At 58.1% G+C, this 26,995-nt stretch carries 27 protein-coding genes and 3 tRNA genes; 14 read left to right on the top strand and 16 right to left on the bottom strand.

Annotation, left to right across the window (positions count from 1 at the left end; all coding sequences use genetic code 11):
* The first annotated feature begins 13 nt into the window (after positions 1 to 13).
* The 6 genes from ACMGF9_RS14565 to ACMGF9_RS14590 all read left to right on the top strand — a co-directional run bounded on the left by ACMGF9_RS14565 (position 14) and on the right by ACMGF9_RS14590 (position 7,080).
* Entirely contained in the window at positions 14 to 1,219 is a 1,206-nt protein-coding gene (locus ACMGF9_RS14565) for an efflux RND transporter periplasmic adaptor subunit (protein ID WP_021504893.1), read from the top strand.
* The gene (locus tag ACMGF9_RS14570) at positions 1,216 to 3,153 is read left to right on the top strand and encodes a MacB family efflux pump subunit (protein WP_250601981.1); all 1,938 of its coding nucleotides are present in this window, start codon (positions 1,216 to 1,218) and stop codon (positions 3,151 to 3,153) included. The genes ACMGF9_RS14565 and ACMGF9_RS14570 overlap by 4 nt, the downstream gene beginning before the upstream one ends.
* Before the next feature lie 3 nt (positions 3,154 to 3,156).
* A complete protein-coding gene (locus ACMGF9_RS14575; RefSeq protein ID WP_380693417.1) occupies positions 3,157 to 4,524 on the top strand; it encodes a TolC family protein in 1,368 nt (455 codons plus the stop codon).
* A 414-nt stretch (positions 4,525 to 4,938) separates the two neighbouring features.
* A complete protein-coding gene (proP, locus tag ACMGF9_RS14580) occupies positions 4,939 to 6,441 on the top strand; it encodes a glycine betaine/L-proline transporter ProP (RefSeq protein ID WP_015377406.1) in 1,503 nt (500 codons plus the stop codon).
* Between the two features lie 135 nt (positions 6,442 to 6,576).
* Positions 6,577 to 6,714, top strand: coding sequence for a hypothetical protein (locus tag ACMGF9_RS14585; protein WP_162138956.1), 138 nt, complete (start codon positions 6,577 to 6,579; stop codon positions 6,712 to 6,714).
* Between the two features lie 96 nt (positions 6,715 to 6,810).
* Entirely contained in the window at positions 6,811 to 7,080 is a 270-nt protein-coding gene (locus ACMGF9_RS14590; protein ID WP_004927920.1) for a hypothetical protein, read from the top strand.
* A gap of 57 nt (positions 7,081 to 7,137) precedes the next feature.
* Here ACMGF9_RS14590 and ACMGF9_RS14595 read toward each other — a convergent pair whose 3' ends face one another.
* From ACMGF9_RS14595 to ACMGF9_RS14605, 3 genes are all read right to left on the bottom strand, one after another.
* A complete protein-coding gene (locus ACMGF9_RS14595; protein ID WP_004927924.1) occupies positions 7,138 to 7,689 on the bottom strand; it encodes a hypothetical protein in 552 nt (183 codons plus the stop codon).
* Positions 7,655 to 7,936 carry a hypothetical protein gene (locus ACMGF9_RS14600; RefSeq protein WP_004927927.1) on the bottom strand — a complete coding sequence of 94 codons (282 nt, stop codon included), beginning with the start codon at positions 7,934 to 7,936 and terminating at the stop codon, positions 7,655 to 7,657. Before ACMGF9_RS14600 ends, ACMGF9_RS14595 begins: the two co-directional genes overlap by 35 nt.
* A 141-nt stretch (positions 7,937 to 8,077) precedes the next feature.
* Complete coding sequence (locus ACMGF9_RS14605) at positions 8,078 to 8,530, bottom strand: PaaI family thioesterase (protein WP_004927931.1); 453 nt, start codon at positions 8,528 to 8,530, stop codon at positions 8,078 to 8,080.
* A 237-nt stretch (positions 8,531 to 8,767) separates the two neighbouring features.
* Here ACMGF9_RS14605 and ACMGF9_RS14610 point away from each other — a divergent pair, with 237 nt between their 5' ends.
* Complete coding sequence (locus ACMGF9_RS14610) at positions 8,768 to 10,108, top strand: anaerobic C4-dicarboxylate transporter (RefSeq protein WP_075684798.1); 1,341 nt, start codon at positions 8,768 to 8,770, stop codon at positions 10,106 to 10,108.
* A 163-nt stretch (positions 10,109 to 10,271) separates the two neighbouring features.
* Here the strand turns inward: ACMGF9_RS14610 and ACMGF9_RS14615 are convergent.
* The 6 genes from ACMGF9_RS14615 to uvrY form a co-directional block, all read right to left on the bottom strand.
* A tRNA-Leu gene (locus tag ACMGF9_RS14615) sits at positions 10,272 to 10,357 on the bottom strand.
* 10 nt (positions 10,358 to 10,367) lie between these two features.
* Positions 10,368 to 10,441: transfer RNA gene (locus tag ACMGF9_RS14620), tRNA-Cys, on the bottom strand.
* Positions 10,442 to 11,155: 714 nt separating this feature from the next.
* Positions 11,156 to 11,231: transfer RNA gene (locus tag ACMGF9_RS14625), tRNA-Gly, on the bottom strand.
* Between the two features lie 144 nt (positions 11,232 to 11,375).
* On the bottom strand, positions 11,376 to 11,924 hold the full coding sequence (gene pgsA, locus ACMGF9_RS14630; protein ID WP_004927937.1) for a CDP-diacylglycerol--glycerol-3-phosphate 3-phosphatidyltransferase: 549 nt from the start codon (positions 11,922 to 11,924) through the stop codon (positions 11,376 to 11,378).
* Between the two features lie 58 nt (positions 11,925 to 11,982).
* Positions 11,983 to 13,815, bottom strand: coding sequence for an excinuclease ABC subunit UvrC (gene uvrC / locus ACMGF9_RS14635; protein ID WP_015377403.1), 1,833 nt, complete (start codon positions 13,813 to 13,815; stop codon positions 11,983 to 11,985).
* Positions 13,808 to 14,464, bottom strand: a complete 657-nt coding sequence (uvrY, locus tag ACMGF9_RS14640) for a UvrY/SirA/GacA family response regulator transcription factor (protein WP_004927947.1) — start codon at positions 14,462 to 14,464, stop codon at positions 13,808 to 13,810. Before uvrY ends, uvrC begins: the two co-directional genes overlap by 8 nt.
* A gap of 704 nt (positions 14,465 to 15,168) precedes the next feature.
* Between uvrY and ACMGF9_RS14645 the strand changes: the two genes are divergently transcribed.
* Positions 15,169 to 15,393, top strand: coding sequence for a DUF2594 family protein (locus ACMGF9_RS14645; protein ID WP_004927950.1), 225 nt, complete (start codon positions 15,169 to 15,171; stop codon positions 15,391 to 15,393).
* 123 nt (positions 15,394 to 15,516) lie between these two features.
* Positions 15,517 to 15,858 (top strand): GlpM family protein, encoded by a 342-nt coding sequence (locus tag ACMGF9_RS14650; RefSeq protein ID WP_004927953.1) that lies wholly within the window; start codon positions 15,517 to 15,519, stop codon positions 15,856 to 15,858.
* Positions 15,859 to 15,875: 17 nt separating this feature from the next.
* Here the strand turns inward: ACMGF9_RS14650 and ACMGF9_RS14655 are convergent, their stop codons facing one another.
* Together ACMGF9_RS14655 and ACMGF9_RS14660 are read right to left on the bottom strand one after the other, a co-directional pair.
* Positions 15,876 to 16,307 (bottom strand): hypothetical protein, encoded by a 432-nt coding sequence (locus ACMGF9_RS14655; RefSeq protein ID WP_250601984.1) that lies wholly within the window; start codon positions 16,305 to 16,307, stop codon positions 15,876 to 15,878.
* Between the two features lie 171 nt (positions 16,308 to 16,478).
* Entirely contained in the window at positions 16,479 to 16,793 is a 315-nt protein-coding gene (locus tag ACMGF9_RS14660) for a hypothetical protein (RefSeq protein WP_033633390.1), read from the bottom strand.
* Positions 16,794 to 17,337: 544 nt separating this feature from the next.
* Between ACMGF9_RS14660 and ACMGF9_RS14665 the strand changes: the two genes are divergently transcribed.
* The gene (locus ACMGF9_RS14665; protein ID WP_004927961.1) at positions 17,338 to 17,697 is read left to right on the top strand and encodes a hypothetical protein; all 360 of its coding nucleotides are present in this window, start codon (positions 17,338 to 17,340) and stop codon (positions 17,695 to 17,697) included.
* Positions 17,698 to 17,737: 40 nt separating this feature from the next.
* Here ACMGF9_RS14665 and ACMGF9_RS14670 read toward each other — a convergent pair whose 3' ends face one another.
* From ACMGF9_RS14670 to ACMGF9_RS14685, 4 genes are read right to left on the bottom strand one after another with little or no spacing between them, the layout of a single operon-like run.
* Positions 17,738 to 19,006 (bottom strand): FAD-dependent oxidoreductase, encoded by a 1,269-nt coding sequence (locus tag ACMGF9_RS14670; RefSeq protein WP_242141501.1) that lies wholly within the window; start codon positions 19,004 to 19,006, stop codon positions 17,738 to 17,740.
* Complete coding sequence (locus ACMGF9_RS14675; RefSeq protein WP_075684801.1) at positions 18,999 to 19,259, bottom strand: (2Fe-2S)-binding protein; 261 nt, start codon at positions 19,257 to 19,259, stop codon at positions 18,999 to 19,001. Before ACMGF9_RS14675 ends, ACMGF9_RS14670 begins: the two co-directional genes overlap by 8 nt.
* On the bottom strand, positions 19,256 to 20,380 hold the full coding sequence (locus ACMGF9_RS14680; protein ID WP_085336364.1) for an NAD(P)/FAD-dependent oxidoreductase: 1,125 nt from the start codon (positions 20,378 to 20,380) through the stop codon (positions 19,256 to 19,258). Before ACMGF9_RS14680 ends, ACMGF9_RS14675 begins: the two co-directional genes overlap by 4 nt.
* Positions 20,380 to 21,327: a 4-hydroxyproline epimerase gene (locus ACMGF9_RS14685; RefSeq protein WP_414160296.1), complete on the bottom strand. Its 948-nt coding sequence runs from the start codon at positions 21,325 to 21,327 to the stop codon at positions 20,380 to 20,382. Before ACMGF9_RS14685 ends, ACMGF9_RS14680 begins: the two co-directional genes overlap by 1 nt.
* 389 nt (positions 21,328 to 21,716) lie before the next feature.
* Here ACMGF9_RS14685 and ACMGF9_RS14690 point away from each other — a divergent pair, with 389 nt between their 5' ends.
* Entirely contained in the window at positions 21,717 to 22,571 is an 855-nt protein-coding gene (locus tag ACMGF9_RS14690; RefSeq protein ID WP_031300114.1) for an AraC family transcriptional regulator, read from the top strand.
* Positions 22,572 to 22,602: 31 nt separating this feature from the next.
* Here the strand turns inward: ACMGF9_RS14690 and ACMGF9_RS14695 are convergent, their stop codons facing one another.
* Positions 22,603 to 22,749 (bottom strand): hypothetical protein, encoded by a 147-nt coding sequence (locus tag ACMGF9_RS14695; RefSeq protein WP_380693399.1) that lies wholly within the window; start codon positions 22,747 to 22,749, stop codon positions 22,603 to 22,605.
* Positions 22,750 to 22,778: 29 nt separating this feature from the next.
* Here ACMGF9_RS14695 and ACMGF9_RS14700 point away from each other — a divergent pair, with 29 nt between their 5' ends.
* The 3 genes from ACMGF9_RS14700 to ACMGF9_RS14710 are packed head-to-tail and all read left to right on the top strand — an operon-like array spanning position 22,779 to position 26,980.
* Positions 22,779 to 23,699 (top strand): dihydrodipicolinate synthase family protein, encoded by a 921-nt coding sequence (locus ACMGF9_RS14700; protein WP_015377396.1) that lies wholly within the window; start codon positions 22,779 to 22,781, stop codon positions 23,697 to 23,699.
* Between the two features lie 54 nt (positions 23,700 to 23,753).
* A complete protein-coding gene (locus tag ACMGF9_RS14705) occupies positions 23,754 to 25,370 on the top strand; it encodes an aldehyde dehydrogenase (NADP(+)) (RefSeq protein WP_172574612.1) in 1,617 nt (538 codons plus the stop codon).
* A 44-nt stretch (positions 25,371 to 25,414) separates the two neighbouring features.
* Positions 25,415 to 26,980 carry an APC family permease gene (locus ACMGF9_RS14710; RefSeq protein ID WP_015377394.1) on the top strand — a complete coding sequence of 522 codons (1,566 nt, stop codon included), beginning with the start codon at positions 25,415 to 25,417 and terminating at the stop codon, positions 26,978 to 26,980.
* The last annotated feature ends 15 nt before the right edge of the window (positions 26,981 to 26,995 follow it).

A 26,995-nucleotide genomic window follows, 5' to 3' on the forward strand; every position in this document is an offset into this window, starting at 1 on the left:
CGCTTTTATCGTTATGGAAAACCTGGGTATGTCATCACTGAAGCTCCCCTCCCGCCGTCTGGCGTTGCTCGCCGCCATCGTTTTCATCGCCGTCGCCGTCGCGCTGGCCATCTTTTGGCAACGCCCGCCGCAGCAGGATTACGTTACCGCGCCGGCCCGCCTGGGCGATATCGAAAACGCCGTGCTGGCCACCGGGCGGCTGGATGCCATCGAACGCGTCAACGTCGGCGCCCGCGTCTCCGGCGAAGTCAAATCGCTGAAGGTCAAGCTGGGCGATCGCGTCACCAAAGGGCAACCGATCGCCGACATCGACGATCTGCAACAGCGCAACGATCTGCGCAACGCCGAGGCGGCGCTGAACGTAGTCAAAGCCAATATGTTAGCCAAACAGGCCTTGCTGAAACAGGCGGAGTCGCGTTTCAAACGCCAGCGCCGCATGCTGAACGACGAAGCCAGTTCGCGGGAAGACTTCGAAACTGCCGAAGCCTCGCTCGCCACCACTCGCGCCGATCTGCAGGCGCTCAATGCGCAGTTGGTGCAATCGCAGATCGAAGTCGAGAAGAAAAAAATCGATCTGGGCTATACCCGCGTGGTTGCGCCGATGGACGGCATCGTTATCGCCGTGGTCACGCAGCAGGGGCAAACGGTCAACTCCAGCCAAAGCGCGCCGACCATCGTCAAGCTGGCGCGGTTGGATATGATGACCATCAAGGCGCAGATCTCCGAAGCCGACATCACCCGCATTTCACCGGGGCAAAAGGCGTACTTCACTATTTTCTCCGATCCGGATAAACGGTACGACGCCACGCTGCGCACCATCGAGCTGGCGCCGGAATCGGTGATGAAAGACGATTCGCTCGCCGGCACCAGCTCCGCTTCCGGCTCCGGCACCTCGAACGCCTCGGTCTATTACAACGCGCTGCTGGACGTACCCAACCCGGAGAACCGCCTGCGCATTGCCATGACCGCGCAGGTGTCCTTGCTGCTCGGCGACGCGAAGAACACCCTGCTGGTGCCGATCCAGGCGGTGCATAAAGCCGAAGGAGAAATGCAGCAGGTGCAGGTGCTGACCCAGGACCAGCGGTTGGAAACGCGCAAAGTGACCACCGGCATCACCAACAATGTCGACATTCAGATCCTCAGCGGCCTGAAAGCCGGTGAAACCGTGGTGCTGTCGCAGCCCGCCGCCAAATCGGCTGAGGATGGCATCTTCCTGTGAACGCGATCATCGAACTAAAAGGCATCAGCCGAACGTACACCAACGGCGGTCAAGCGTTAACGGTGTTGAAAGACATCGATCTGACCATCGCCGCCGGCGAGCTGGTGGCGATCATCGGCGCTTCCGGCTCAGGCAAATCGACGCTGATGAACATCATGGGCTGCCTCGACGTGCCGGATCGCGGCGATTACTACATCAGCGGCCAGAACGCCGCCCACCTGTCGCCGGACGAACTGGCCCGCCTGCGCCGCGAACATATCGGTTTTATCTTCCAGCGCTATCACCTGATGCCCGATCTCAGCGCGCTGGGCAACGTCGAAATCCCGGCCATCTACGCCAACGCCCGGCGCGATCAGCGGCGGCTGCGGGCGGCGCAACTGCTGGCGCGGTTAGGCCTGGAGGGACGCGAAGACCACAAGCCCGGCCAGCTTTCCGGCGGCCAACAGCAGCGCGTCAGCATCGCCCGCTCCCTGATCAACGGCGGCGAAATTATCCTGGCGGACGAACCGACCGGCGCGCTGGACACCCAATCCGGCCAGGAAGTGCTGGCGATCCTGAGCGAACTGAATCAGCGCGGCCATACCGTGGTGATCGTCACCCACGATATGAAAGTGGCGCAACATGCGCAGCGCGTCATCGAACTGCAAGACGGCAAGATCATCGCTGACAGCGGCCGCAAATCGGCGTCCGGCCCATCGTTGCCGCCGCCGAACCGCAGCCGGCAAAGCGGCTGGCAACGCCTAATCGACCGCACCCGCGAATCGCTGCACATGGCGCTGAAAGCGATGAACGCTCATCGTCTGCGCACCGCGCTGACCATGACCGGCATCATCTTCGGCATCGCCGCCGTGGTCACGGTAGTGGCGCTGGGCGAAGGCGCCAAACAGCGCACGCTGGAAAACCTCAAAGATCTCGGCACTAACGTGGTAAGCATCTATCCGGGCCGCGATTTCTTCGACGACGCCATCGACAGCATCCGCACCCTGGTGCCGGCCGATGCCGACGCGCTGGCGCAGCAAAGCTTCGTCGACAGCGTCAGCCCGGAAGTAGACGCTTCCGACAGCATCCGTTTTCGCAGCAAATCCGCCACCGCCTCGATCACCGGCGTCGGGCGCGACTATTTCCGCGTTAACGGCATCGAGCTGTTACAAGGCGTGACTTTCCGCGACGATCGTAATGCGCTGCAGGAAGTGATCATCGACGACAATGCGCGCCAGGCGCTGTTCGGCGATTTCGGCGTCGAGCCGCTCGGCCAGATCGTGTTTCTCGGCTCGGTGCCGGCACGGGTGATCGGTGTGGCGAAAAGCAATCGCAACTACGCGCCCAATCGCATTACTGTTTGGATGCCCTACAGCACGGTGATGTATCGCATGGTAGGCAAACCGACGCTCAGCGGCATCACCGTTCGGCTAAAGGACAATGTCGCCAGCGAATCGGCCGTCACCGCTATCACACAGCTGTTGACCCAACGCCATGGCGTAAAAGATTTCCGTTTGTACAACTTCGATAAAATCCGAAAGTCCATCGAACGCACGTCAATGACTTTCAGCCTGCTGATCCTGATGGTAGCCTCGATCTCGCTGGTGATCGGCAGCCTCGGCGTGATGAACATCATGTTGGTTTCGGTGACCGAACGCACCCACGAAATCGGTGTGCGCATGGCGGTCGGCGCGCGGCGCAGCGACATCATGCAACAGTTCATGATCGAAGCGGTGCTGGTCTGTCTGATCGGCGGCGCATTGGGTATTGCGCTGTCGCTCGCCGCCGGGTCGCTGTTCACCTCGCTGGCGGGCGGCATGTTCACCGCCATCTATTCCTGGCAAGCTGCCGCAACGGCGTTTTTCTGTTCAACCTTAATCGGCATGATCTTCGGTTATCTCCCCGCCCGCAAAGCGGCAAGGATGGATCCGGTCGTTTCATTGGCCAGCGAGTAACCCATGAAAATTTTATCCCCCCTGGCGCTAAGCCTCGCCGCCCTGCTAACCGCCGGCTGCGGCAATGCCCTGAAAAGCGACTACCAGGCACCGCAGGTCAACTACCCGGCGAGCTGGCAGCACGCGGCAGACAATGCCGCACCGACGCCGTTCGACTGGCGTGATTTCCACGATCCCGAGCTTGATCGTTGGCTGCAACAGGTGATGGCGAGCAACAACGATTTGGCCCTCGCCGTGCTGCGCGTTTACCGCGCGCGGCTCGAAGCGGAACGCGTCGGCATCAGCACCGCGCCCGGCGTCAGCGCCTCGTTGACGAGCGGCATCAATCGCCCGCTGTCCGAATCCTCCGCCTGGAACAAAACCAGCGGCGCCTCTCTCTCTACGAGCTATGAAGTCGATCTGTGGGGTAAACTGGCGCGCCAGCGCGACGCCGCCGAGTGGGCCAGCCAGGCTTCCGAGCAGGATCTGCAAACGGCGCGCCTGACGCTGCTGGCCGACGCCGCCACGAATTACTGGCGCATCGGCTTCCTCAATCAGCAGATCGACGTCAGCCGGGCGAGCATCGCCTATGCCAAAACGACGCTACGGCTGGCCAACGCCCGTTATCAGGCCGGCAGCATCTCGGCGCTGGACGTGGTGAACGCGGAGCAAAGCTTGCTGACGCAGGAAAGCCGACTGCTGGCGTTGCAGCACGAACGCCAACAGGCGCTGAACGAACAGGCGGTGCTGCTGGGTGCGCCTTCGGGCCAGGCCACCATCGCGCCCGCACGCCTGCCGACGGCGGCGATGCCGCAGATCAACACCGGCATTCCCGCCAGCGTCCTGAGCCGTCGCCCGGATCTCAGCGCTCAAGAGCTGCGGTTGCGCGCCGCCCTGGCCAACGTCGATGAAAAACGTCTGCAATACTATCCCGAGTTCAGCCTGACCGGTTCACTGGGCGCCAGCAGCAGCGCGCTGCTGGAATTCCTGCGCAACCCGACGGGCAGCCTCAGCGCCAGCCTGACGCTGCCGTTCCTGCAGTGGCGGCAAATGGGCGTGGAGATCAAGATCGCCCGCAACGACTATGAACAGCAAGTTCTGGCCTTCAAGCAGGCGCTGTACAAAGCGATGGGCGATGTGAACAATGCGCTGTCACTGCGCACGCAGCTGCTGGCGCAGGAGACGCAGTTGCGCGCCTCATTGGCGTTGGCGCGTAAATCGGAGCGGTTGAACGAGGTGCGTTACCGACAGGGCGCCGTCACCATTACCGACTGGCTGAACGCTCAGGAACAACGCCGTCAGGCGGAACTGGCGGTGGATGAAAACCGCTTCGCGCAGTACCAGAACCTGGCGAAAATCTATCTGGAGTTCGGCGGTTCGTCGGCGCCCTAATCCAAACTGCCTGGCCAGTTGGTCAGGCGTTTTTTTAGCGACGAACACATCAATTTTTCCTGTTTTATCTCCCGTACTCTCTATACTTGAAACATCATCAATCAGACGAAAAACCGTCAAATAGCACAATTATTAGACTATTCTCGCACCAAATCGGTGCAAATACTTAAGTTAAACTGCTGGATTTGATCGCCGCAAGATATAACGTTAAGCTATAGATGCAAAATAATTAGTCACCTAAATGACATAACCTTGGCATAAACGACGATATTTTGTGATCCACATCCCAACTTAAATGTGGATAATGAATCGTTTTGAATCGCGATTCGATTAGCCGATTTGATAACTCGAAAACAACAGTGAACGGAGATGACGCTTTCACGAACAACGAATAATTCATTAAGGGATGATTATATGAAGTTAAGAAAAAAACGACATAAACCGATGCACATTAACGACATCACCATCATCGATGACAGCAAACTCAAGAAGGCGATCACCGCGGCGGCCCTGGGCAACGCGATGGAGTGGTTCGACTTCGGCGTATACGGCTTTGTCGCCTATGCGCTTGGCCAGGTCTTCTTCCCCGGCGCCTCTCCCGGCGTACAAATGATCGCCGCGCTGGCGACCTTCTCCGTGCCCTTCCTGGTGCGTCCGCTCGGTGGTCTGTTCTTCGGCGCCATGGGCGACAAGTTCGGCCGGCAAAAAGTTCTCTCGGTCACCATTATCATCATGGCGGTCAGCACCTTCTGTATCGGCCTGATCCCGTCCTATGCGTCGATCGGCATCTGGGCCCCGATCCTGCTGCTGCTGGCCAAACTGGCGCAGGGCTTCTCCGTCGGCGGTGAATATTCCGGTGCGGCGATCTTCGTCGCCGAATACTCACCGGACCGCAAACGCGGCTTTATGGGCAGCTGGCTGGACTTCGGCTCCATCGCCGGCTTTGTGATGGGCGCAGGCGTAGTGGTGCTGATCTCCAGCATCGTCGGCGAAGCCAACTTCCTCGACTGGGGCTGGCGCATTCCGTTCTTCATCGCCGCGCCGCTGGGCCTGATCGGTCTCTATCTGCGCCATGCGCTGGAAGAAACCCCGGCGTTCCAGCAGCACGTGGATAAGATGGAGAAAGAGGATCGCAACGCCATCGAAAATCCGCCGAAAACCTCGTTCAAAGAGATTGCGGCCAAACACTGGAAAAGTTTGCTGGTGTGCGTCGGTATCGTGATTTCCACCAACGTGACCTATTACATGCTGTTGACCTACATGCCGAGCTACCTGTCGCATAACCTGCACTACTCGGAGGATCACGGCGTTCTGATCATCATCGCCATCATGATCGGCATGCTGTTCGTGCAGCCGGTGATCGGCCTGACCAGCGACCGTATCGGTCGTAAGCCGTTTATCATCGGCGGCAGCATCGGCCTGTTGGCGCTGGCGATCCCGTGCTTCATTTTGATCAACAGCAACGTCATCGGCCTGATCTTCGTCGGCCTGCTGGTGCTGGCGGTGCTGCTCAACTCCTTCACCGGGGTAATGGCCTCGATTCTGCCGGCAATGTTCCCGACGCACATCCGCTACAGCGCGCTGGCGATTTCGTTCAACATTTCGGTACTGATCGCCGGTGCGACACCGACCGTCGCTGCCTGGCTGGTCGAAGCGACCGGCAACCTGTACATGCCGGCCTACTACCTGATGGTTGTGGCGGTGATCGGTCTTATCACCGGTCTGTACATGAAAGAGACCGCCAACAAGCCGCTGCGCGGCGCGACGCCGGCCGCTTCTGACCGTACCGAAGCGAAAGAACTGCTGCAGGAGACCTACGACAACATCGAACAGAAAGTCGAGGACATCAACGCGCAGATCGCCGAGCTGGAAAAGAAAAAGCAGATCCTGATAGACCAGCACCCCAAGCTGGACTGATCGCCGCTGAAAGCCACCCGTTTGGGTGGCTTTTTTACTTTGATTTCAAAAGAAATAATGCGCAGCGCATTTTTATGACAATCAGGATTGGTGGTACGCTTTGCCGCACACTCTTTATTGATGAAGAACATGATCATGAGCAAAATGGACCTTCCCATCATTATCGGCATCCTGGTGATGCTGACCCTGTGGCTCGGCGCGCTTTTCAACATTGGCGATATCACCTTCAGCATTTCACGTCTGTTTCACTGGATTGAAAGCCAACGCGGCTAACCCGACGCCGCCGCAGGCGGTGGGAAACTTCGGCTATGATTGATAGACGTTACGCCATTTTCCGAGACTGTCGCTCGCGATAAAGAGGACCGCATCATGACCGACTATGAGTTCTACAATCAGATCCTGACCCACCTGGCCGCCAATCACCCCGGCACGCTGGATGAAAAAACCTACGAACTGTGGAAGCAGGACGCCACCAGCCCGCACGCCTTCGCCGATCCCTTCGCCTATCTTAAAACCAAGGGGCTGATACAAGCCTATGTGATGAGCGACATCGACGAGAACAACTATGATATCGATCCGCACCAAACGCGGATCACCACCGCCGGTCTCGAGTTCATACGCAACGGCGGGTTTAAGTAAGCAACAAAAAACCGCCGGGCGGCGGTCTTTTATCCTAAAAAGCCTGCGGCCGGTGGTTCAGGCGGGGAAAGGCCGATAAAAAATGCGCAGCACTTCGTTGTCGCCCTGGCGTAAAAAACCGCCTTCCGGCTGCCAGCGCAGATCGCGCGCCAGATTGAGATTTTCCCAACCGACCGCGCCGCCCACGCCGATGCAAAGATTTTTATTGCCCGCGGCAAATCCCGCACCGGTGCCGATCATAGCATGCAGCAATCGGGGCGCCGCCGCATCGCGCATGGAAAATATACCGATAAAACATCCCTGCGGAGCGCGCAGCATATCCGCCATGGTGCGGATCTCGGTATCATCAGGGCTGACGAAATGTTTATATTGCTTATCGAACACCGTCAGCCACAGCTGCTTGTATTTCGCCTTGCTGAGCGCACCTGAACGGTGAGCGCAAAGCACCACCGCATCCCAGCACATCTCCCCGCTCAACGAAAGGTACTCTTCCGTATCGGCTTGCGGCTTGTCGGCGTAATGCCGCGCAAATTCAGCCGCATTCAAATGCGGCGGCACGGCCTGTTTGGCAACGTCACTCTTGTAGCGCTTGAAATTCAACCAATGCATGGGGAGTATCCTCTTCACCCGCGAGATTAATGAATCTGAAACCGTGGATGAGACGAGCCATCACATCCAGGGCGTCGTCGGCGATGGCGGTTTCGTCGTCATTCAGACCCTGCGCCACCGACCGCTCAATCGCGTTCATCACCGCCGGAGCGCTGGTTTCTTCCCCCTGCGCCACCACGTCTAATACGGCTTTGCCGATCGCCAGACAAAGCTCATGATCAAACTCAACCTCTTTATACGGCTGCATAATCACCCCGATAAATTTTCACCCAAGAATACTAGACCACAATGGCGTATCGCGCCTGCCATCGTAGCGCAGCAAGGCATGCGGCCGAAGATAAATGCATCCGGCTCCGGGTTGATAGCCCGAAGCCCGATAAAAAGCAGGTTATTGCGGTGCTTGTTCGGTGGGGCGAATAATAAAGCAAGTGGCGGTTGCCGAAGCCAGCAGCTTCCCTTCCGCCGTTTTGAGCGTGCCTTCAGCAAAAGCGACGTTCTTCGCCGCATAGACCAGACGCCCCTCGGCGATCAGATCAGTTTCCTTCGGCACAGGGCGCAACATTTTAACCTGCAGATCGACGGTGCCATAGCCAATCCCCGCGCCCAGCGTACTGTGCACCGCGCAACCGGTCACCGAGTCCAAAACCGTGGCGGCGAAACCGCCATGTACGCCCCCCAGTGGATTCAGATGGCGCCCGTCGGCCCGCGCCGCGATGCGGATATACCCCTCTTCCACCGCGACCGGTTTCATGGGCACGGTTTCAGCGATCGAGGCCGGTGGGATCTTGCCAGCCATCGCAGCCTGTAATAACGCCAGCCCGGTCATTTTTGTCGGATCCATTGCTCTCTCCTCTGGTGGTAAACCGGTTATATAGGAGAGGTCTGACCTCTTAACTTGCTTTTTCGTGCTGATGTCGTCAGCCGCCTGCTCTTCAGATTCTCTGAACGTGACCGTCATCACTCTTTAGAGCTAATAACCACAATTTTTTAGCGCCTTTAGATTTAAAACAACTTTCTACTGTAAACACCGCCGGAAACTGAACGCAGTTAAGTTCAACATTATTAAGGCGTATCTATCATGGATTTCTTTCTGCAATTAGCGGTTATATTGGCATGCCTGCTGTATGGGGCGCGTAAGGGCGGCATTGCGCTGGGGTTACTGGGCGGTATTGGTTTGATGATCCTGGTGTTTGGCTTTCACCTGCAGCCCGGCAAACCGCCGGTAGACGTGATGCTGGTGATCATCGCGGTGGTGGCGGCCTCCGCCACCCTGCAGGCTTCAGGCGGGTTGGACGTCATGCTGCAGATCGCCGAGCGGATGCTGCGGCGCAACCCGCGTTATGTCTCGATCATCGCCCCCTTCGTCACCTGCATTCTCACTATCCTGTGCGGCACCGGCCATGTGGTGTATACCATCTTGCCGATCATCTATGACGTGGCGATCAAAAATAATATCCGCCCGGAACGGCCGATGGCGGCCAGTTCGATCGGCGCGCAGATGGGCATTATCGCCAGCCCGGTCTCGGTGGCGGTGGTGTCACTGGTGGCAATGCTCAGCAGCTACACCTTCAATGGCCGCCATCTGGAATTCCTCGATCTGCTGTCTATCACCATCCCTTCAACGCTGTGCGGCATTCTGGCGATCGGCATCTTCAGCTGGTTCCGCGGCAAAGACCTGGACAAAGATCCGGAGTTCCAGAAGTTCATCTCGGTGCCGGAGAACCATCGCTATGTCTACGGCGACGCCGCTACCCTGCTGGACCGGGTATTGCCGCGCAGCAACTGGATCGCCATGTGGATTTTCCTCGCCACCATCGCCCTGGTGGCGGTGCTGGGGGCCTTTTCCGGCCTGCGGCCCAGCTTCGGCGGCAAGCCGCTCTCCATGGTTCTGGTGATCCAGATGTGCATGCTGATGGCCGGGGCGTTGATCGTTATCATCACCCGCACCAACCCGGCGTCTATCTCTAAAAACGAGGTGTTCCGTTCCGGCATGATTGCCATCGTGGCGGTGTATGGCGTCGCCTGGATGGCGGAAACCATGTTCGGCGCGCACCTGACGCAGATAGAAGCCACGCTGGGCGTGCTGGTGAAAGAGTACCCTTGGGCCTATGCGCTGATCCTGCTGCTGGTGTCGAAATTCGTCAATTCGCAGGCTGCCGCGCTGGCGGCGCTGGTGCCGGTGGCGCTGGCGATCGGCGTCAACCCGGCCTATATCGTCGCTTCAGCGCCGGCCTGCTACGGTTATTATATTTTACCGACCTACCCCAGCGATCTGGCGGCAATTCAGTTCGACCGCTCCGGCACCACCCGCATCGGCCGCTTTGTGATCAACCACAGCTTTATTCTGCCCGGCCTGATTGGCGTCAGCGTCTCCTGCGTCTTCGGCTGGATCCTCGCTGCGGCGTTCGGTTTCTTATGAGTTGTACTTCGGAGCCCTGCGGGGCTCCCTGCAGGCAGGGTAGCGGCATGACAAGAAAGGAAAAAATGCAGGCGTAACGCGAATTACAAAAACAAAAAAACCGCCTCTCGGCGGTCTACGACATTACTACTTATTGCTTTGATTATTCGGTATTTTTGTTCCCTGGTACCCGGGGCGGGACTTGAACCCGCACAGCCATAAGCCGAGGGATTTTAAATCCCTTGTGTCTACCGATTTCACCACCCGGGCTCGGGAAAGTTGGAGGCGCGTTCCGGAGTCGAACCGGACTGGACGGATTTGCAATCCGCTACATAACCGCTTTGTTAACGCGCCTTTATTCTGTTTGCCTTTTCAGGCCAAAGCCGGTGATTCACCCACTTCGTTTTGTTCTTTTCAATCGCGATGTTGAAATCGCTTATCTTAATCATCTGATTCTTAAGTAATTTATTTCGTCACCGCCGAATCGATGGACTGCATTATGGACTAAACCCCCCACCTTGGCAACCCCCCGAAATAGCAAAAAGTTCTCTAACGCTTTCAACTGCTTATTTTGTGGGCGCACTGTTCACAATGCCAACGGAAAGGCAAGCGGAATGTTGATTTTATATGCATCGGCTTAGGGATTCACGGGCAAATCGGATCTTTTTTCTCGACAGGAATCGCTTACCCGTGCCCTCCCAGGCTTTTCATTTGCTTATGATCAATGGGGTACCGGGCAAAGCATCATCATGGGGACATCGCGCAATCTTCGATACCGCCGCCCTGAACGACCAACGCAACTGCAGAGCTGGAGACTCACATCGGGTTGTACGCCGCACGATGGGTCGGCATCAATACCCCACAGAGCATCGACACGATGTCCAATCAAATGTGCCTGTTTTCAGGAGGCATCCTGCGGTATGAAAATGGCAGGAGATATAGGGACAATAGTCGATGCAGGAAGATGAAGAAAGGTTTCGCCGGACGGCAAAGGAATAGAAAACGAAAAAGGGGCCGAAGCCCCTTTTTCTTACCTGCCGAATCACGAAAATTCAACAGGCTAATGTTTGGAGCGGGAAACGAGGCTCGAACTCGCGACCTCAACCTTGGCAAGGTTGCGCTCTACCAACTGAGCTATTCCCGCATTACCAGAACTGACTGATTTCTTTGCTATCTTTCGGCAATTCATCGTTGTCGTCTGATGCGATGCATTCTACTTACCTGACGTGATGAGTCAATAAAATTGTTGGCACACCACGATCGTTTGCCGCTTTTTGCAGCGTATCGATCACGGTTCCAGCAAATCGTTGCGTGCCGCGTTCAAATATTGGAACATCGACCAGAAAGTCAGCACCGCCGCGATATACAACAAGCCAATCGCCACATACTCTACGGAACGATCCGGCCGCCACAGCAAGCCCACCAGCGACATCATCTGCGCCATGGTTTTCACTTTGCCGATCCAGGACACCGCCACGCTGCTGCGTTTGCCAATTTCCGCCATCCACTCGCGCAGCGACGAAATGATGATTTCACGGGCGATCATGGTGGCCGCCGGCAGCGTGATCCACCAGCTGTGGTAGTGCTCAGCCACCAGCACCAACGCCACCGCCACCATCACTTTGTCCGCGACCGGATCCAAAAACGCCCCGAAGCGCGTCGTTTGTTTCCAGCGACGTGCCAGGAAGCCGTCAAACCAGTCGGTGACGGCGGCAAACACAAAGATAACGGCGCAAACCATCGGAGCCCAGTTGAACGGCAGATAAAACGCCAGCACAAAGAATGGGATCAGAACTACGCGAAACAGGGTAAGCCAAGTCGGTATATTCAATTGCATAATGCTACGGTAACTATCTGGCTAGAGTGGAAATTAAGAGTATGTTGCTACATTGCCCTCAGTGTTTCAATGCATTGTAGATCTTTTCTGCCAATGCTTGTGAAATACCCGGCACTTTTGCAATTTCCTCCACGCTGGCGTTCAACAAAGGTTGCAGTCCGCCCATATACTTCAACAGCACCTGGCGCCGTTTCGGCCCTACGCCTTCAATCAGCTCCAATGCGCTGGTATTCCTGACTTTCGCCCTTCTCTGCCGGTGACCGGTAATGGCATGATTGTGCGAATCGTCGCGGATGTGTTGGATCACATGCAGCGCCGGCGAATCCGGCGGCAGAGAAATCCCTTCACCTTCCGGCACGAAGAACAACGTTTCTAACCCTGCCTTGCGGTCGGCGCCTTTGGCGATGCCGATCAACAGCGGCTTATTCTTGTCCCAGGTAACATTCAGCGATTTGAATACGTCGATCGCCATGCCGAGCTGCCCTTTACCGCCGTCGATGAAGATGACATCCGGGATCTTTTTCTCTTCCAGCGCCTTGCCGTAACGGCGCTTCAGCACCTGCGTCATCGCCGCGTAGTCATCGCCAGGAGTAATGCCGCTGATATTGTAACGCCGATACTCCGCTCGCACGGGGCCGTTTCCGTCGAACACCACGCACGAAGCCACGGTCTGCTCACCCATGGTATGGCTGATATCGAAGCACTCCATACGGTTGATTTCCGTCAGGTTCAGCACTTTGGCCAATTCCGCCAGCCGCTGATGGATCGTCGACTGTTGCGACAGCCTGGTGGTCAACGCCGTTGCCGCGTTGGTGCGCGCCAGTTTCAGATAACGGGCGCGATCGCCGCGCGGTTTGCTTTGAATTTGGATCTTGCGCCCCGCCAACTCGGAGAGCGATTCCGCAAGCAGGTCTTTTTCCGGCAGGCTGAAATCCAGCAGGATCTCGCCGGGCAGCGTACGCGCCTGGCTGCCTTGCAGATAGAACTGGCCGACAAAGGTCTGCACCACCTCACCCATATCCGTGCCGCCCGGCACTTTAGGGAAATAGCTGCGGCTGCCCAGCACCTTGCCCTGACGGATGAACAGCACGTGCAGGCACGCCATACCGGCATCGAACGCCACGCCGATCACGTCCAGATCGTCGCTGTCGCCCGACACGAACTGCCGTTCTGTGACGCGGCGCACAGCCTGAATTTGATCGCGAATGCGCGCCGCTTCTTCGAAATTAAGCAGTTTGCTGGCTTCTTCCATACGCTCAATCAGCTGGTGCAATACCTGCTGATCTTTGCCAGAAAGAAACAGCCGCACGTAATCCACCTGCTGCCGGTACTCTTCTTCGCTCACCAGCCCGGCAACACAAGGCCCCAAACAGCGGCCGATCTGATACTGCAGGCACGGACGCGAACGGTTGCGATACACGCTGTTTTCGCACTGGCGGATTGGGAACAGCTTCTGCAGCAGCGCCAGCGTCTCGCGCACGGCGTAAGAGTTGGGGAAAGGCCCGAAATATTCGCCTTTGGCGTGTTTGGCGCCGCGATGCACAGCCAAACGGGGATGGGTATCCGCACTGAGAAAAATCAGCGGGTAAGATTTATCGTCTCGCAAAAGAACATTATATCGCGGTTGGTACAATTTAATGTAGTTATGTTCCAACAGCAGCGCTTCTGTCTCGGTGTGGGTAACCGTTACGTCTATTTGCGCGATATTTTTAACCAGCGTCTCGGTTTTACGGCTGCTGACCTGCTGCCGAAAATAGCTGGCGAGACGCTTTTTCAGGTCTTTGGCTTTACCGACGTAGATCACCGTACCCGTGGCGTCATACATACGGTAGACGCCGGGCTGGCTGGTGACGGTACTCAGGAAGGCTTTGGCATCAAAACGGTCATTCACTGCTTAACAACGTCTCCGCATTGAACAATCCATGTCGGATGGCCAGGTGAGTCAATTCGACGTCGCCGCTGATATTCAGTTTGCTGAACATGCGGTAACGGTAGCTGTTCACCGTTTTCGGGCTGAGACTCAGTTGTTCCGAGATCTCATTCACTTTTTTGCCTTTGGTGATCATCAACATGATCTGTAACTCGCGTTCAGACAAGCAGCTGAACGGCGTTTCAGCCTGCGGTTCCAACTGACTCAGGGCCATCTGCTGTGCGATATCAGACGCGATATAGCGCTGCCCGGCATGCACGGAACGCAAGGCGTTAATCACTTCCTGCGGCGCGGCGCCCTTGCTCAGGTAACCGGCGGCACCCGCCTGCATCACCTTCGCGGGCAAAGGGTTTTCAGTATGGATGGTCAACATGATGACTTTGACGTCGGGTGCATAACGCACAATCTTGCGCGTGGCTTCCAGCCCGCCAATGCCCGGCATATTCATGTCCATCAGCACGATATCGACAGCGTTGCCGCGGCACCATTTTACGGCGTCTTCACCGCACTGAGCCTCACCGACAACTTTTATACCTTTGATATCTTCAAGAATGCGTCGTATCCCTGCGCGCACCAGTTCGTGGTCATCAACAAGAAGAACGCTAATCAAGGAAAAATCTCCAAAAAAAGGGAGTAACGCAATCGGCCTCTGTTTTCGCCAGAGATATTACTTGTTTTTCAGACAAGAATGAACACAGATTAATACATACTTCCGAATAACTTTGCGGAGCAGAGCTGATTTTTCAATTTTAGCCGTCTATGCCGCCGATAAATCGTCACGTCGGAAAAGATCGGGCGACGAAAATAATTTCGTCGCGCTGCGTCTGACACAGGATAGCGCGACAATCATGCCGCGAGGGAGAAATCTGTGTAAGCAATCACGACATGAATAATATTAACACGGCTGTTGGCTGTTTGTAATCATTTGATATTTAAAGGCGTAACAAAATCTGCGGCCAACGTGGGTCCGGCAACCCTCGGTCGAAACTATTATTCCCGGCAAACGCCGGTAAAATCGGCGCCTCCGCCCCCAATAATTATAATAACCCCGATTGTTCAACAATAACGTACCGGAAAAATACTTGTTAACCACCTCGAAATAACTTGCCGAGAGTAGATGATTCAGACAGGCAATGAGCGAACGCTGCCCACCCGCGAGACCTGAGCAAGCCCGGTGCAGATGACAGACTCATGCTATGCTATACTCCGCGCCCAGTTAAATTCGCCGCCGCGCCCGGGGCTACTTTTTAGCCCGCGCGCGGTGCGCCAAAGCAGCTTGTATCAGGCTACGGCCTCAAAAAATCAGGAGAGAAAATGAGCAACGTTGATTTCACTACGTCTGCAAACCCGGAAATCTTGGCGACCGAGGTTGCCTGCCTCAAAGCTACGCTGACGCTGATCTTGAAGTCGATCGGCCAGGCCGACGCCGGGAAAGTCATCATCAACATGGAACGTTTCATCGCGCAGATTGAAGATCCGACTCAGGCAGAAATCTTCAAGAACAGCATTCAGCAAATCAAGCACGCTTACCGTCAGTAAGCGTTGCGCCCCAGACCCGCACTTCTTGTGGGTCTGCTTTTCACCACGCTGCGCCACACTCCATTGATCTTGCACGTGCTTTCGGGCAGTGTGTTGACTTTCTCCCCCACACCCGAGACCGTTATGGGCATCCTTGTCAAAGCGCTGATCGGCGCGCTGGTCGTGGTTCTAATCGGCCTGCTGGCCAAAACGCGCAACTATTATATCGCCGGTTTAGTCCCGCTCTTTCCCACTTTCGCCCTGATTGCGCATTACATTGTCGGCAGCGAACGTTCAATTGCGGCACTGAAAACGACGCTGATTTTCGGCATGTGGGCGGTATTGCCCTACCTGGTATATTTGATTTCGCTGTATTTCCTGATTAACAGCCTGCGGCTGTCGTTAGCGCTGGGGGCGGCGGTACTGTGCTGGATTGCGGCGGCGTGGCTATTAATTACGCTGTGGGGATGGTGGCAAGGGCGTTAACGCCCTTGCCTGGGCTGTTACGGCCGCCCTGCCTGCAACACGAAGCCTCGCTGCCGATCGCCGGCGATGCGCAGATAGCGGCTTTCACCGGCGCGCAGCGTCATCGGCACGCTGCCGCTGGTTTCACGCCAAATACATAGAGAGTTCTCGATCATATCTTGCCCGATACTGACCGAAATATTGCCTGGCGGCACGCGAAACTCTGCTTTTTCTTTTGCCTCGAGTGAAGCAGCAAACTCCCCATTCACATAGACGCCAGTGCGGCAGCTGCCCGCCAGCATTCCGCTGTCGCGCACCACGACCACCGTAGCGTAAGGCGTATCCGGGATATTCTGATAGAGCATCAGACGGCTTGGGGGGGGCAACTTAGCCTGTTGCGGCGGTACGGCTTGAGTCGCACACCCCGTCAGCAGTGCAGAGGCAAATAACAACGCGGCGTAATGCTTCATCCTTGGCTCCTGAAGAAAATAATGCTTATCGTAGCAAGAGAATAGCTTTCTCCAGTAGCCTTCATACCGCAGAGACGAAAAAATCGGATAACTTCCCACTCCTCTCAAGAACCTGCAGGGATAAGAAGATTCTGCATTAAAGCCATTGAAATAAAGGCGATTCTTGCAGATTTAAAACTTGATCATGCCACGTTGGATATCTGCCGCAAAAGCACCACTGACGTAACTGAAACCATCCTGCGTGACATAAACCCGGGTATGACCGGTCTCTGATAACACCGCCACCATATATCCCAGGCTGATCATTTCATGGGACGGAACGTTCATCGGGGTTAGAAATCCGCGCCCACGGCACCACTGATAAAAGCGGGTTCGCCCATATCCCAACACGGCGCCAACATCGGAGAGGTGCTTAAAAGTATCATAATCCTCTGATGGTGAAGGTAAACCGTCATGACTTTCAGGCGTTTTCTTTATCCCAGACAAAATAAACTCCTTTTTTGACTCTGTCGCGTACGGTTATCCTTCCTCTAAAATGAATTTAAAAAATCCAAATTTAAAATGCAAATGAATTCCCTGTAACTAAAAAGTCTTCCCCAGAAAAAACCTGAAAATAAAACCCCAATAAAAAAACAGAAATAAAAAAATAAGGTATTAATACTGAGCATTAAATCCTTGGCATGGGTAAATATCCTAAATAAAAATAATAGTTATACCGGATAAGAAAATACTTAGCCTGCATATTATTTCCCTCATTAAAACGATGCAATTGCGGTCGGATCATTGCGGCATAAAGAGAATGAATAAAATCAATGCCACATCGTCCAGCCCTCGCCGTGAGGTCGCGGATCCTTACAGACTGCCCTCAATGCACCACATCCTCTCTCAACGCGGCACTTCCTCAATCACACCTAAACAATAACCATTATCATTTCCAATTGTTCCGCCAGTTTATTACACTTTCCCACCTCGTCAGTTGGGAACATTCCTAGGCTGCGAGCCTCAGGATAGAGAAAGAGTTAGGGACACCATGAAGAATTGCCGTTGTTTGATTGTTTTGCCGTTATTGATGTTGACCGCCTGCACCCAATGGGAAAGGCCTGGCGCGGTTGAGAGTACCCGGAATGCCGAATATGCCGAATGCCGCAGCCGCGGATACGATCGCTTCCCCCCGGACGTGGTGCGGGACGTGGAGTTCAGCTACGAAAACAAATACATTCCTTGCGAGAAGAATAAGAAAGACTGTCCATCGGGATACCGCTACGACAAGGAGCCGTCGATTAAAACAGTGCAGACCGATCGCAATCAGTCCGCCCGAGACGCCACCATCGAAGCCTGTATGTACGGCAAAGGCTGGCGGGAGAAAACCTACTATTGGCCGCAATGGTAATGTGGCGGCGTTTGCCTGGGGCGAGATGCCGCTAACCCATTCAACCATCGTCATCACATCGGTTCAGCCCCAGCGCAACCAGCGTTTCTGTCCTGACCGGCGTTAAAGGCACACGCGGCGACGGCAAAGGCCAGCCCAAAAGCTGCCTCGCCGCCGTTGCGCAGACTTTACCCTGGCATGCCCCCATACCACAGCGGCTGTTCATCTTAGCCGTGTTCCAATCCGGCTGATGGCGTACCTGTTCCAACGTAACGTCTTCGCAGCGGCACAGTAACGTTTGCGGATTGGCCAGCGAATTCAAGCGCTCATCGAGTGCGAAGGCACTTGCCGCCGCCGTGGCGAAACGCCGCCACCGCCGCCGCTGCGCCGCCAGGCGCTCTGCCTTTTCCCGCTGCCCGGTGGCGGCATAACCTGCAATGGCGCCTTCAGTGAGCGCCAATTCACTGCCGCCGATGCCGGTACACTCCCCGGCAGCAAAAATTTGCACCTGACTGGTTTGCTGCCAATGATTCACCGCTACGGCGTCATGCTTTATCCGACACCCCAACAGCATCGCCAGCTCAATGTTCGCCACCAGACCAAAACCGCAGGCCAACCTGTCGCAGGCGATCGTTCTTTCCCTCCCGCCGTTATTGACACGCACCGAGGTTAAACGTGCTTGCCCCAACGCCGCCAGCACCCGGCTACCGGCACGGTAACGATGCGGCATCAAAGAAAACGCCTGACGCAGCTTGGCCGGCCAGCGCCACAGGCCGCCGGCGAAAGCCGCCAACCGCCACAGCGGCGCCTGCTCCGCCAACATGACCACCTCTCCGCCGGCCTGTTTCACGCTGTCGGCCACCGCCAACAGCAGCGGACCACTGCCGGCGATCACCACTCGCTCGCCACGGATCGCCAACCCCTGCTTGATTTGCGCCTGTAAACCACCGGCGCCGGTCACCCCCGGCAGCGTCCAGCCGGGAAACGGCAACAACAGTTCACGCGCGCCATTGCATAAAATCAGCTTTTGATAGCGAATCACGCCGCAGCCCTCGGCGTCTTCATATGCCAATCGGTTAGCGCCACACTGCGCCACCAGCTTGCAGCCAGACTGCAGCGCAATATTTTCCCGCGCCGCCACCGCCTGCCGATAGCGGTTCGCCGTTTCAGGTAAAGCCACCTGCATCCCGTCGCGCCAGATTTGCCCGCCGGGATGCGGATTATCATCAATCATTCGCACCTGGCCACCACTTTCCGCAGCGGCCAGCGCAGCCGCCATGCCGGCCGGCCCGGCACCGACGATCAGCACCTCACAATTGAAGTTACTCATCATCGTTCCTCTCTATGCGCATGCCGGCTTGGCACAGCGTTTGGCACGCCAGCCGACGCAGGCCGTTAATGGTCACCCGGCACTCCTGACAAACGCCCATGCCACAAAAGGGAGCCCGCGGTTGGTGTGAAACAGATAACCGACAACGATCGTCGCCGCACAGGCTGAGCGCCGCAGCAACGCTGAGACCAACCGGCACCCGCCGGTGTTCTCCATCGATGATCAACGCGATCGTATTTTGTCTTTCATTCATACAGGCAACTCCTCGGCGGCAAACGCCCGCGCAGCCAAATACGGGGAATCGTCAATCTCCGGCGTTTGCCGGCCAATCTGCGCAGTAATCAGCGCAGCGCTGCCGAGCGCAGTCGTGACGCCCAATCCCTCATGCCCCAGCGCCAGCCACAGCCAGGAATGCCGCGGATGCACGCCCAACAGCGGCAGCCCGTCGGCAGAGGCGGCGCGCAACCCGGTCCAGCAGCGAATGATGTTCATCTGCGCCAGTGCGGGCAAGAAATGCTGTGCACGCGTAAGCATTGCCGCCAACAGCGGCATGTCCAACGCCGAATCGACGGCGTCGAACTGGCGGGAAGAGCCGATCAGCCATTGTCCGGTGGGCCGCGCCTGCACATTGAAAGCCACCGACGTGCCGTTACTGGCATGCGCGCTGGCGCCATACCCCAGCTCCACCAGTTGATGCCGCACCCGCGGCGGGTAGCGATCGGTGATCGCCAGCTGGCCCTTCTTGGCGTGAAGCAAAGTCTGCGGTAATAGGCTATTGGCCCTAAGGCCGCAGGCCAGGACCACCACCGGCGCGGCCAGACGCCTGCCGTCCGCCAGCCGCACGGCTTCCTCTTCCAACGCTGTCGCTTCACCATGCACCACGTCAATTGCCGCACCACGGTCGGCCAACAGCCAGCGAGCCGCGAGCGGTGCATACAGAATGCCGTCGCCCGGCACCCGCAGTCCGCCGGCCAGGCCGTGCCGCAGCATCGGCTCCATGACGGCGAGCTGCTCTGCCGTCAGCAGTTCCGCGGCCACGCCCTGCTCCGCCAGCCGCGCCCGCTTTTGCTCGGCGATGGCCATTTCATCCGCTTGATCCGCCAACCACAGCGTACCGCAGCCACGCCAGGCGCAGGCTTCCGGCATGTGCCCCGTCACTTCGCGCCACAACCGCAGCGAATAAGCGCTCAACGCCAGCTCGGCAGGATTATCGTCCATGCAAACCAGATGCCCCATACCGGCGGCGGTGGCGCCGGCGCGGCGATCGTCCACTACCGAGACACGATACCCTTCCCGCGCCAGCCGCCAGGCGCAAGCGGCACCGATGATACCGGCACCGACCACGATGACATCGGCTCCCCGCTCGGCGCCCATCAGCGTATCCCCCAGACGAAGGGATCGCGTTCGTCGAGCAGCAGTTGGCTATCGGCGCACACATAGGCCTGCCCGCGAATAAAGGGGGCAATGCGATCGCCGTTCCAACGATAATAGGCCTGGAATTCGCTGCCGATCACGCTGGCCTGCCGCCACTGCGTGTCCGGCGGCAGTTTGCCGTCCGCCGCCAGACACGCCAGTTTGGCGCTGGTGCCGGTACCGCACGGAGAACGGTCATAGGCTTTGCCGGGGCACAGCACGAAGCTGCGGCTGTCGGCCTGCGGATCGTCACCGAACAGTTCGATATGGTCTATCGCACCGCCGTCTTCACCGCGGATGCCCGCCTGTTCCAACGTTTGCCGCACCGCCCAGGTGAACGCGGTCAAGGCCCCCAGATTGTGTTTATCGATGGGCAACGGTGACTCGCCGATCAGGAAGAACCAGTTGCCCCCCCAGGCGATGTCACCCGTCACCGGCCCGTGACCGGCAACCTCAAGCCGCACCTGGCGGCGGTAGCGATAAGCCGCCACGTTCTCCACCGTGACGCTGCCGTCATCATGCAGCGTGGCGCTTACCGGGCCGACCGGGGTCTCGATCAGATGGCGCCCGGCGTGGATGCGCCCCAGATGAGCCAGCGAAGCGATCAGCCCGATAGTGCCGTGCCCGCACATGCCCAGATAGCCGCTGTTGTTAAAGAAGATCACCCCGGCGGTGGCCTGTGGCGAGCAGGGGCGGCACAGCAACGCCCCCACCAGCACGTCATTGCCACGCGGTTCGAGCATCACCGCGCAGCGCCAATCGTCATAATGTTGTGCGAAACGCGCCCGCCGTTCCGCCATGCTACCCTCGCCGAGATCGGGAAAACCTTCCACGATCAGGCGGGTCGGCTCTCCGCCGGTATGAGAATCGATCGCCCGCAAAGCGGTGATATGCGCAGAAAGTGCCATCGGCGTCTCCTGGGTTAATGAGATGTTACCAATGGCATTAGCCTGAACGAATGTGAGCATGACGGCTTGATGCGTTTCGGCGCAGCGAATGAAGAAATCAGCACAGTGACAAACGTCAGGCCTGACGCGTCGCGGGTATGAGTTTAACGGTTGTCATAATAATGACTTATTTATCATGTCGTTATTTTTATGCTAAACCCTTGCGTAGCGAGAAACGCCGCAGTTTTCAAGCAATCACCAAACACCGTCCGGCAAAAGTATGCGGCAATCCGCATATTTGGCAGCCCGCCGGAAATAGCGCTTGCTTCGTTACAAAAAAGTTAATATTGATGCGAAAGCGCCAACCTGGCTCGCCTGTTTTTCCGGCTAACGACCGAAAAGGGACTGTTATGCGATCCACTTCAGACTACCCGCCTCCGGTTTCTCTCTCGCCGCCTTCGCTTGTGGGGCTGCCGGAGCAGGAGGACGTTTTTGCCGTCGAACATCTGTCGCGCCTGTGCGACGGGCTGGCGCAGCAGCGCCCGAACAACCTGCGCGATCTGCTGAATACGCTGGCGCTGATCGCGCCGTTGCTGAACGCGATCCCCAACGTGGTGTTCTTTATCAAAGACGCCCAGGCTCGCTACCTGCTGGCTAACCTGACGCTGGCCAGGCGCTGCGGTTTCAAAACCGTGACGCCGCTGCTGGGCAAAACCTCCGCCGACGTTTTTCCCGCTCAGCTCGGATCCGGCTATACCGAGCAGGATCTGCGGGTATTGCGCCACGGCGTGTTGATCCAGGATCAGCTGGAAATGCACCTGTACAACGGCCGAGAAACCGGCTGGTGCCTGACGCAAAAGCTGGCGCTGTATGACGCGCAGGGAAAAATCATCGGTATGGCGGGTATTTCTCACGATCTGCAGGAGGCCAGAGCCAATCATCCGGCCTACCAGCGGCTGGCGGCGATCGACGTGCATATCCGCCGCCACTACGCCAGACCGATCGCGCTTGAAGAGCTGACGGCGCTGACCGGGTTATCGGTGGCGCAGATCGAACGCTACTGCAAACGTATCTTCCACCTCACCCCGCGCCAGATGATCCACAAAGTGCGGCTGGAAAAGGCCACGGAACTCCTGGCCGGCGATCTGCCGATCACGGACATCGCGCTGCAGTGCGGCTATACCGATCACAGCGCCTTCAGCCGTCAGTTCAAAGCGATGACCGGCTCCACGCCGCGCGATTTTCGCCTGACGCTTTCCGCTTAACGCGCTGATTTACCCCGTTAACCCTCTCTTCTCACGGCGTACCGACGCCCGATTTTTCACGCCCGCTTTCCGCCGCTATTGTGCCAATTTCGTCGCGGCAATCGGCGAAAAGCGTCAAGTCTCCCTGCGCAATACCGGTCAATCTGTCGGTGAGCCTTACCAAAGATTCACTTTTCATTAACACTTTCGGACGACAGGACAAACACGATGAGCCATAAAACCCTAAGCTGGAGCGGCGTATTCCCGGCGGTGACGACCCAATTTCGCAACGATTTCTCTCTGGATCTCGACGCCACCCATACGGTGATCAAAAACCTGGTGCGCGACGGCGTCTCCGGCCTGGTGGTGTGCGGCACCGTCGGTGAAAATACCTCGATGACAGTGCAGGAAAAGCTGGCGGTGATCGAGGTGGCGAAAGACGCCGCCGACGGTAAAGTGCCGGTGATCGCCGGCATCGCCGAGTTCACCACCGCCTTCGCGCAGAACATGGCGCGTGAAGCGCAAAAGGCCGGCGTCGACGGAATTATGGTGATGCCGGCGCTGGTCTACTCCGCCAAACCGCACGAAACCGCCGCGCACTTCCGCAGCGTCGCTGGCGCGACCGATCTGCCGATAATGGTCTACAACAACCCTCCCATTTACAAAAATGACGTCACGCCCGACATTCTGACCTCGCTGGTCGACTGCGAGAACATCGTGTGCTTCAAAGACTCGTCGGGCGATACCCGCCGCTTTATCGACCTGCGCAATGAAGTCGGCGATCGCTTCGTGCTGTTCGCCGGATTGGACGATGTGGTGCTGGAAAGCATCGCCGTCGGCGCACAAGGCTGGATCTCCGGCATGTCCAATGCCTTCCCGCGCGAAGGGGAAACCCTGTTCCGGCTGGCGAAGGAAAAACGCTATGAGGAAGCGTTGGCGCTATACAGCTGGTTTATGCCGCTGCTGCACCTCGATGCCCGCCCCGATCTGGTGCAGTGCATCAAACTCTGCGAACAGCGGGTCGGCCGCGGCAGCGCTGTCACTCGCCCTCCGCGCCTGGCGCTGCAGGGAGAAACGCTCACCGAGATCAACGCCGTGATCGATAAAGCGCTGGCCACCCGCCCTGCGCTGCCGAACGTCGGCCTGTGACGCCTTCATCGCCCGGCCATGCCGGGCGTCATGCTTTATCTACCGGGGGAACCGATGCCCAACGATCGCTACGCCGCCATCAGCGGCCAACAATTTATCGGCGGCCAACGCCGCGCCGAAGGGGAAGCGTCGCTGTGTAGCCTGCGCGCCGACGACGGTCAGCCAACCGGCTACCGCTTCCACCAGGCCACGGCGGCAGAAACCGCCGCCGCCGCAGAAGCCGCCGCAGCAGCCTTTGCGCCCTATTCACAGCTCAGTGCAGAACAACGCGCGAACTTTCTCGACGCCATCGCCGAAGAGTTAGACGCATTGGATGATGTTTTCTTCACCTTCGCCATGCAGGAAACGGCCTTGCCGTCTGCGCGGTTGAGCGGCGAACGCGCCAGAACCAGCGGCCAGATGCGGCTGTTCGCCACGCTGCTGCGGCGCGGTGATGTCGAGGGCGTGCGCATCGACTGCGCGCTGCCGCAGCGTTCCCCCCTGCCGCGCCCCGATCTGCGTCAATACCGCACGGCGCTCGGCCCGGTGGCGGTCTTCGGCGCCAGCAACTTCCCGCTGGCGTTTTCCACCGCGGGCGGTGATACCGCCGCCGCGCTCGCCGCCGGTTGCCCGGTCGTGTTCAAGGCGCACAGCGGCCATATGATCACCGCCGAGCTGACCGCTCAGGCGATCGAGCGCGCTCGGGAACGCACAAGGATGCCCGCCGGCGTCTTCAACATGATCTTCGGCAACCGCGTGGGGGCCGATTTGGTACAACATCCGGCGATTCAGGCAGTGGGATTCACCGGCTCGCGGCAAGGCGGCCGGGCGCTCTTCGATCTGGCGATGCAACGCCCTCAACCTATACCGGTCTTCGCAGAAATGTCGAGCATCAATCCGGTAGTGATCCTGCCCAAGGCGTTGGCGCGGCGCGGGCAGCGCATTGCGCAGGAACTGGTCTCTTCCTTCACACTCGGCTGCGGTCAGTTCTGCACCAAGCCCGGCGTGATCGTCGCGCTGCGCGGCGCCGCCTTCGATCGGTTAACCGAAACGATGAGCGCCCTGGTCAACGCCGCCGAGCCGCAGCCGATGCTGAATGCCGGCACGCTGGAGCACTACCGTCACGGGCTGGCGGCCCTCGATGCCCATCCAGGTATGCGGCGTCTCGCAGGCCGAAGCGAAACGCCCACGCTTCGGGCGGCGGCGCAGCTTTATCAGGCGGAAGAGGCGCTGTTGCTGCAGGCTGACCCGCTGCTGCAACAAGAGGTCTTCGGCCCGGTCAGCATCCTGGTGGCGGTGGATAACGAAACGCAGCTGCATGCGGCGCTAACGGCATTGCAAGGCCAGTTGACCGCCACGCTGCTGGCGGACGACGACGATCTCGATGTGGCCGCCGGGCTGACGACACTGTTGGCGCGCAAAGCCGGTCGGGTGCTGTTCAACGGGTATCCGACCGGGGTGGAAGTGTGCGACGCCATGGTGCACGGCGGCCCTTACCCGGCCACCAGCGACGCACGCGGCACCTCGGTAGGCACGCTGGCCATCGAGCGTTTCCTGCGGCCGGTCTGTTTGCAAAACACCCCTGCGGCGCTGTTGCCGCCGGCGCTGCAGGACGCCAACCCGCTCAACCTGCTACGGCTGGTTAACGGCGTTTACACCCGAGCCCCCCTGGTTTCACCTGCCCAACATTAGCCCGGCCGCATCTGCCTGCTACTCAATAACAAAAGGGTAATACCATGACAACCCAAGGCAAATTCAAGAAGCAGCTTACGCTCACCGACCTGACGTTCATCGGTCTGGGCGCCATCTTCGGCTCCGGTTGGCTGTTCGCCGCCAGCCATGTCTCCTCCATCGCCGGCCCGGCCGGCATCTATTCCTGGCTGATCGGCGGCCTGGCGGTGCTGCTGCTCGGCATCGTTTACTGCGAGCTGGGCGCCGCCCTGCCGCGCGCCGGCGGCATCATTCGCTATCCGGTATTCTCGCACGGCGAACTGATGGGTTATCTGCTGGGGTTTATCACGCTGATCGCCTTCTCCAGCCTGATCGCCATCGAAGTCGTCGCCGCCCGGCAGTACGCCGCCGCCTGGTTCCCGTTCCTCAGTCAGCCGGGTTCCGGCGATCCAACCGCGATCGGCTGGCTGGTGCAGCTGGCGCTGCTGTGCTTTTTCTTCGCGCTCAACTATTACAGCGTCAAAACCTTCGCCAAATCCAATAACCTGATCAGCGTGCTGAAGTTTCTGGTGCCGCTGTTGGTGATCGTGGTGTTGTTCAGCTTTTTCAAACCGGAAAACCTGCACAGCCAGGGCTTTGCTCCCTTCGGTTCCGCCGGCGTTGAGGCCGCCATTTCCGCCGGCGGCATCATCTTCGCCTACCTCGGCCTGACGCCGATCATTTCGGTCGCCAGCGAGGTGCAACGGCCGCAGCGCACCATTCCCATCGCGCTGATCCTGTCGGTGGTGCTGTCCACCATCATCTATGTGCTGCTGCAGATAGCGTTTCTCGGCAGCATCCCCAGCGAGATGCTGAGCGGCGGCTGGGCCGGCATCAGCCAACAGTTCTCCCTGCCGTTCCGCGACATCGCCATCACGCTGGGCATGGGATGGCTGGCGTTTCTGGTGGTCAGCGACGCGATCGTTTCGCCGAGCGGCACCGGCAATATCTATATGAACGCCACGCCTCGCGTGATCTACGGTTGGGCGCGCGCCGGCACCTTCTTCAAACTGTTCACCCGGGTGGATGGCGAGTCAGGTATTCCTCGCCCGGCGCTGTGGCTGACCTTCGCTCTCTCGGTATTCTGGACGCTGCCGTTCCCATCCTGGGAAAAACTGATCGGCGTGGTGTCCGCCGCACTGGTGCTGAGCTACGCCATCGCCCCGGTCACCGCCGCCGGGCTGCGGCGCAATGCGCCCGATATGCCGCGTCCGTTCCGGGTCCGCGGTTTTTGCGTGCTCGGCCCGCTGTCGTTTATTATTTCGGCGCTGATCGTCTTCTGGTCCGGCTGGGACACCGTCTCCTGGCTGCTCGGCTTGCAGATCCTGATGTTCTTCATCTACATCCTGTTCAAGAATCAGGTGCCGACCCACGCCGTTAGCCTCAGGCAGCAAATTTGGTCCTCGCTGTGGCTGATCGTCTTCTATGCGCTGGTGATCGGGCTTTCCTACCTCAGCAGCTTCGGCGGCATCGGCGCTATTGCTCATCCATGGGACACCCTCACCATGGCGGTGATTGCGCTGGCGATTTACTACTGGGGCGCCTATACCTGTTTACCCCAGGCCAATTTTATCGGCGATGAAGAAGAATGAACCCAGGGAGGACAT

This window comes from Serratia sp. BNK-23, from assembly GCF_047456145.1.
GTDB lineage: Bacteria > Pseudomonadota > Gammaproteobacteria > Enterobacterales > Enterobacteriaceae > Serratia > Serratia nematodiphila.

Bases quoted from the DNA above. Each gene is read 5' to 3' on its own strand.
- ACMGF9_RS14700 (WP_015377396.1), top strand. From the start codon at position 22,779: ATGAGCCATAAAACCCTAAGCTGGAGCGGCGTATTCCCGGCGGTGACG.
- ACMGF9_RS14675 (WP_075684801.1), bottom strand. From the start codon at position 19,259: ATGAATGAAAGACAAAATACGATCGCGTTGATCATCGATGGAGAACAC.
- ACMGF9_RS14645 (WP_004927950.1), top strand. From the start codon at position 15,169: ATGAGCAACGTTGATTTCACTACGTCTGCAAACCCGGAAATCTTGGCG.
- ACMGF9_RS14690 (WP_031300114.1), top strand. From the start codon at position 21,717: ATGCGATCCACTTCAGACTACCCGCCTCCGGTTTCTCTCTCGCCGCCT.
- ACMGF9_RS14610 (WP_075684798.1), top strand. From the start codon at position 8,768: ATGGATTTCTTTCTGCAATTAGCGGTTATATTGGCATGCCTGCTGTAT.
- proP (WP_015377406.1), top strand. From the start codon at position 4,939: ATGAAGTTAAGAAAAAAACGACATAAACCGATGCACATTAACGACATC.
- ACMGF9_RS14705 (WP_172574612.1), top strand. From the start codon at position 23,754: ATGCCCAACGATCGCTACGCCGCCATCAGCGGCCAACAATTTATCGGC.
- ACMGF9_RS14565 (WP_021504893.1), top strand. From the start codon at position 14: ATGGAAAACCTGGGTATGTCATCACTGAAGCTCCCCTCCCGCCGTCTG.
- ACMGF9_RS14655 (WP_250601984.1), bottom strand. From the start codon at position 16,307: ATGAAGCATTACGCCGCGTTGTTATTTGCCTCTGCACTGCTGACGGGG.
- ACMGF9_RS14585 (WP_162138956.1), top strand. From the start codon at position 6,577: ATGAGCAAAATGGACCTTCCCATCATTATCGGCATCCTGGTGATGCTG.
- ACMGF9_RS14665 (WP_004927961.1), top strand. From the start codon at position 17,338: ATGAAGAATTGCCGTTGTTTGATTGTTTTGCCGTTATTGATGTTGACC.
- ACMGF9_RS14595 (WP_004927924.1), bottom strand. From the start codon at position 7,689: ATGCATTGGTTGAATTTCAAGCGCTACAAGAGTGACGTTGCCAAACAG.
- ACMGF9_RS14575 (WP_380693417.1), top strand. From the start codon at position 3,157: ATGAAAATTTTATCCCCCCTGGCGCTAAGCCTCGCCGCCCTGCTAACC.
- ACMGF9_RS14710 (WP_015377394.1), top strand. From the start codon at position 25,415: ATGACAACCCAAGGCAAATTCAAGAAGCAGCTTACGCTCACCGACCTG.
- ACMGF9_RS14650 (WP_004927953.1), top strand. From the start codon at position 15,517: ATGGGCATCCTTGTCAAAGCGCTGATCGGCGCGCTGGTCGTGGTTCTA.
- ACMGF9_RS14600 (WP_004927927.1), bottom strand. From the start codon at position 7,936: ATGCAGCCGTATAAAGAGGTTGAGTTTGATCATGAGCTTTGTCTGGCG.
- ACMGF9_RS14605 (WP_004927931.1), bottom strand. From the start codon at position 8,530: ATGGATCCGACAAAAATGACCGGGCTGGCGTTATTACAGGCTGCGATG.
- ACMGF9_RS14670 (WP_242141501.1), bottom strand. From the start codon at position 19,006: ATGAGTAACTTCAATTGTGAGGTGCTGATCGTCGGTGCCGGGCCGGCC.
- ACMGF9_RS14590 (WP_004927920.1), top strand. From the start codon at position 6,811: ATGACCGACTATGAGTTCTACAATCAGATCCTGACCCACCTGGCCGCC.
- pgsA (WP_004927937.1), bottom strand. From the start codon at position 11,924: ATGCAATTGAATATACCGACTTGGCTTACCCTGTTTCGCGTAGTTCTG.
- ACMGF9_RS14695 (WP_380693399.1), bottom strand. From the start codon at position 22,749: ATGAAAAGTGAATCTTTGGTAAGGCTCACCGACAGATTGACCGGTATT.
- ACMGF9_RS14685 (WP_414160296.1), bottom strand. From the start codon at position 21,327: ATGGCACTTTCTGCGCATATCACCGCTTTGCGGGCGATCGATTCTCAT.
- ACMGF9_RS14680 (WP_085336364.1), bottom strand. From the start codon at position 20,380: ATGGGCGCCGAGCGGGGAGCCGATGTCATCGTGGTCGGTGCCGGTATC.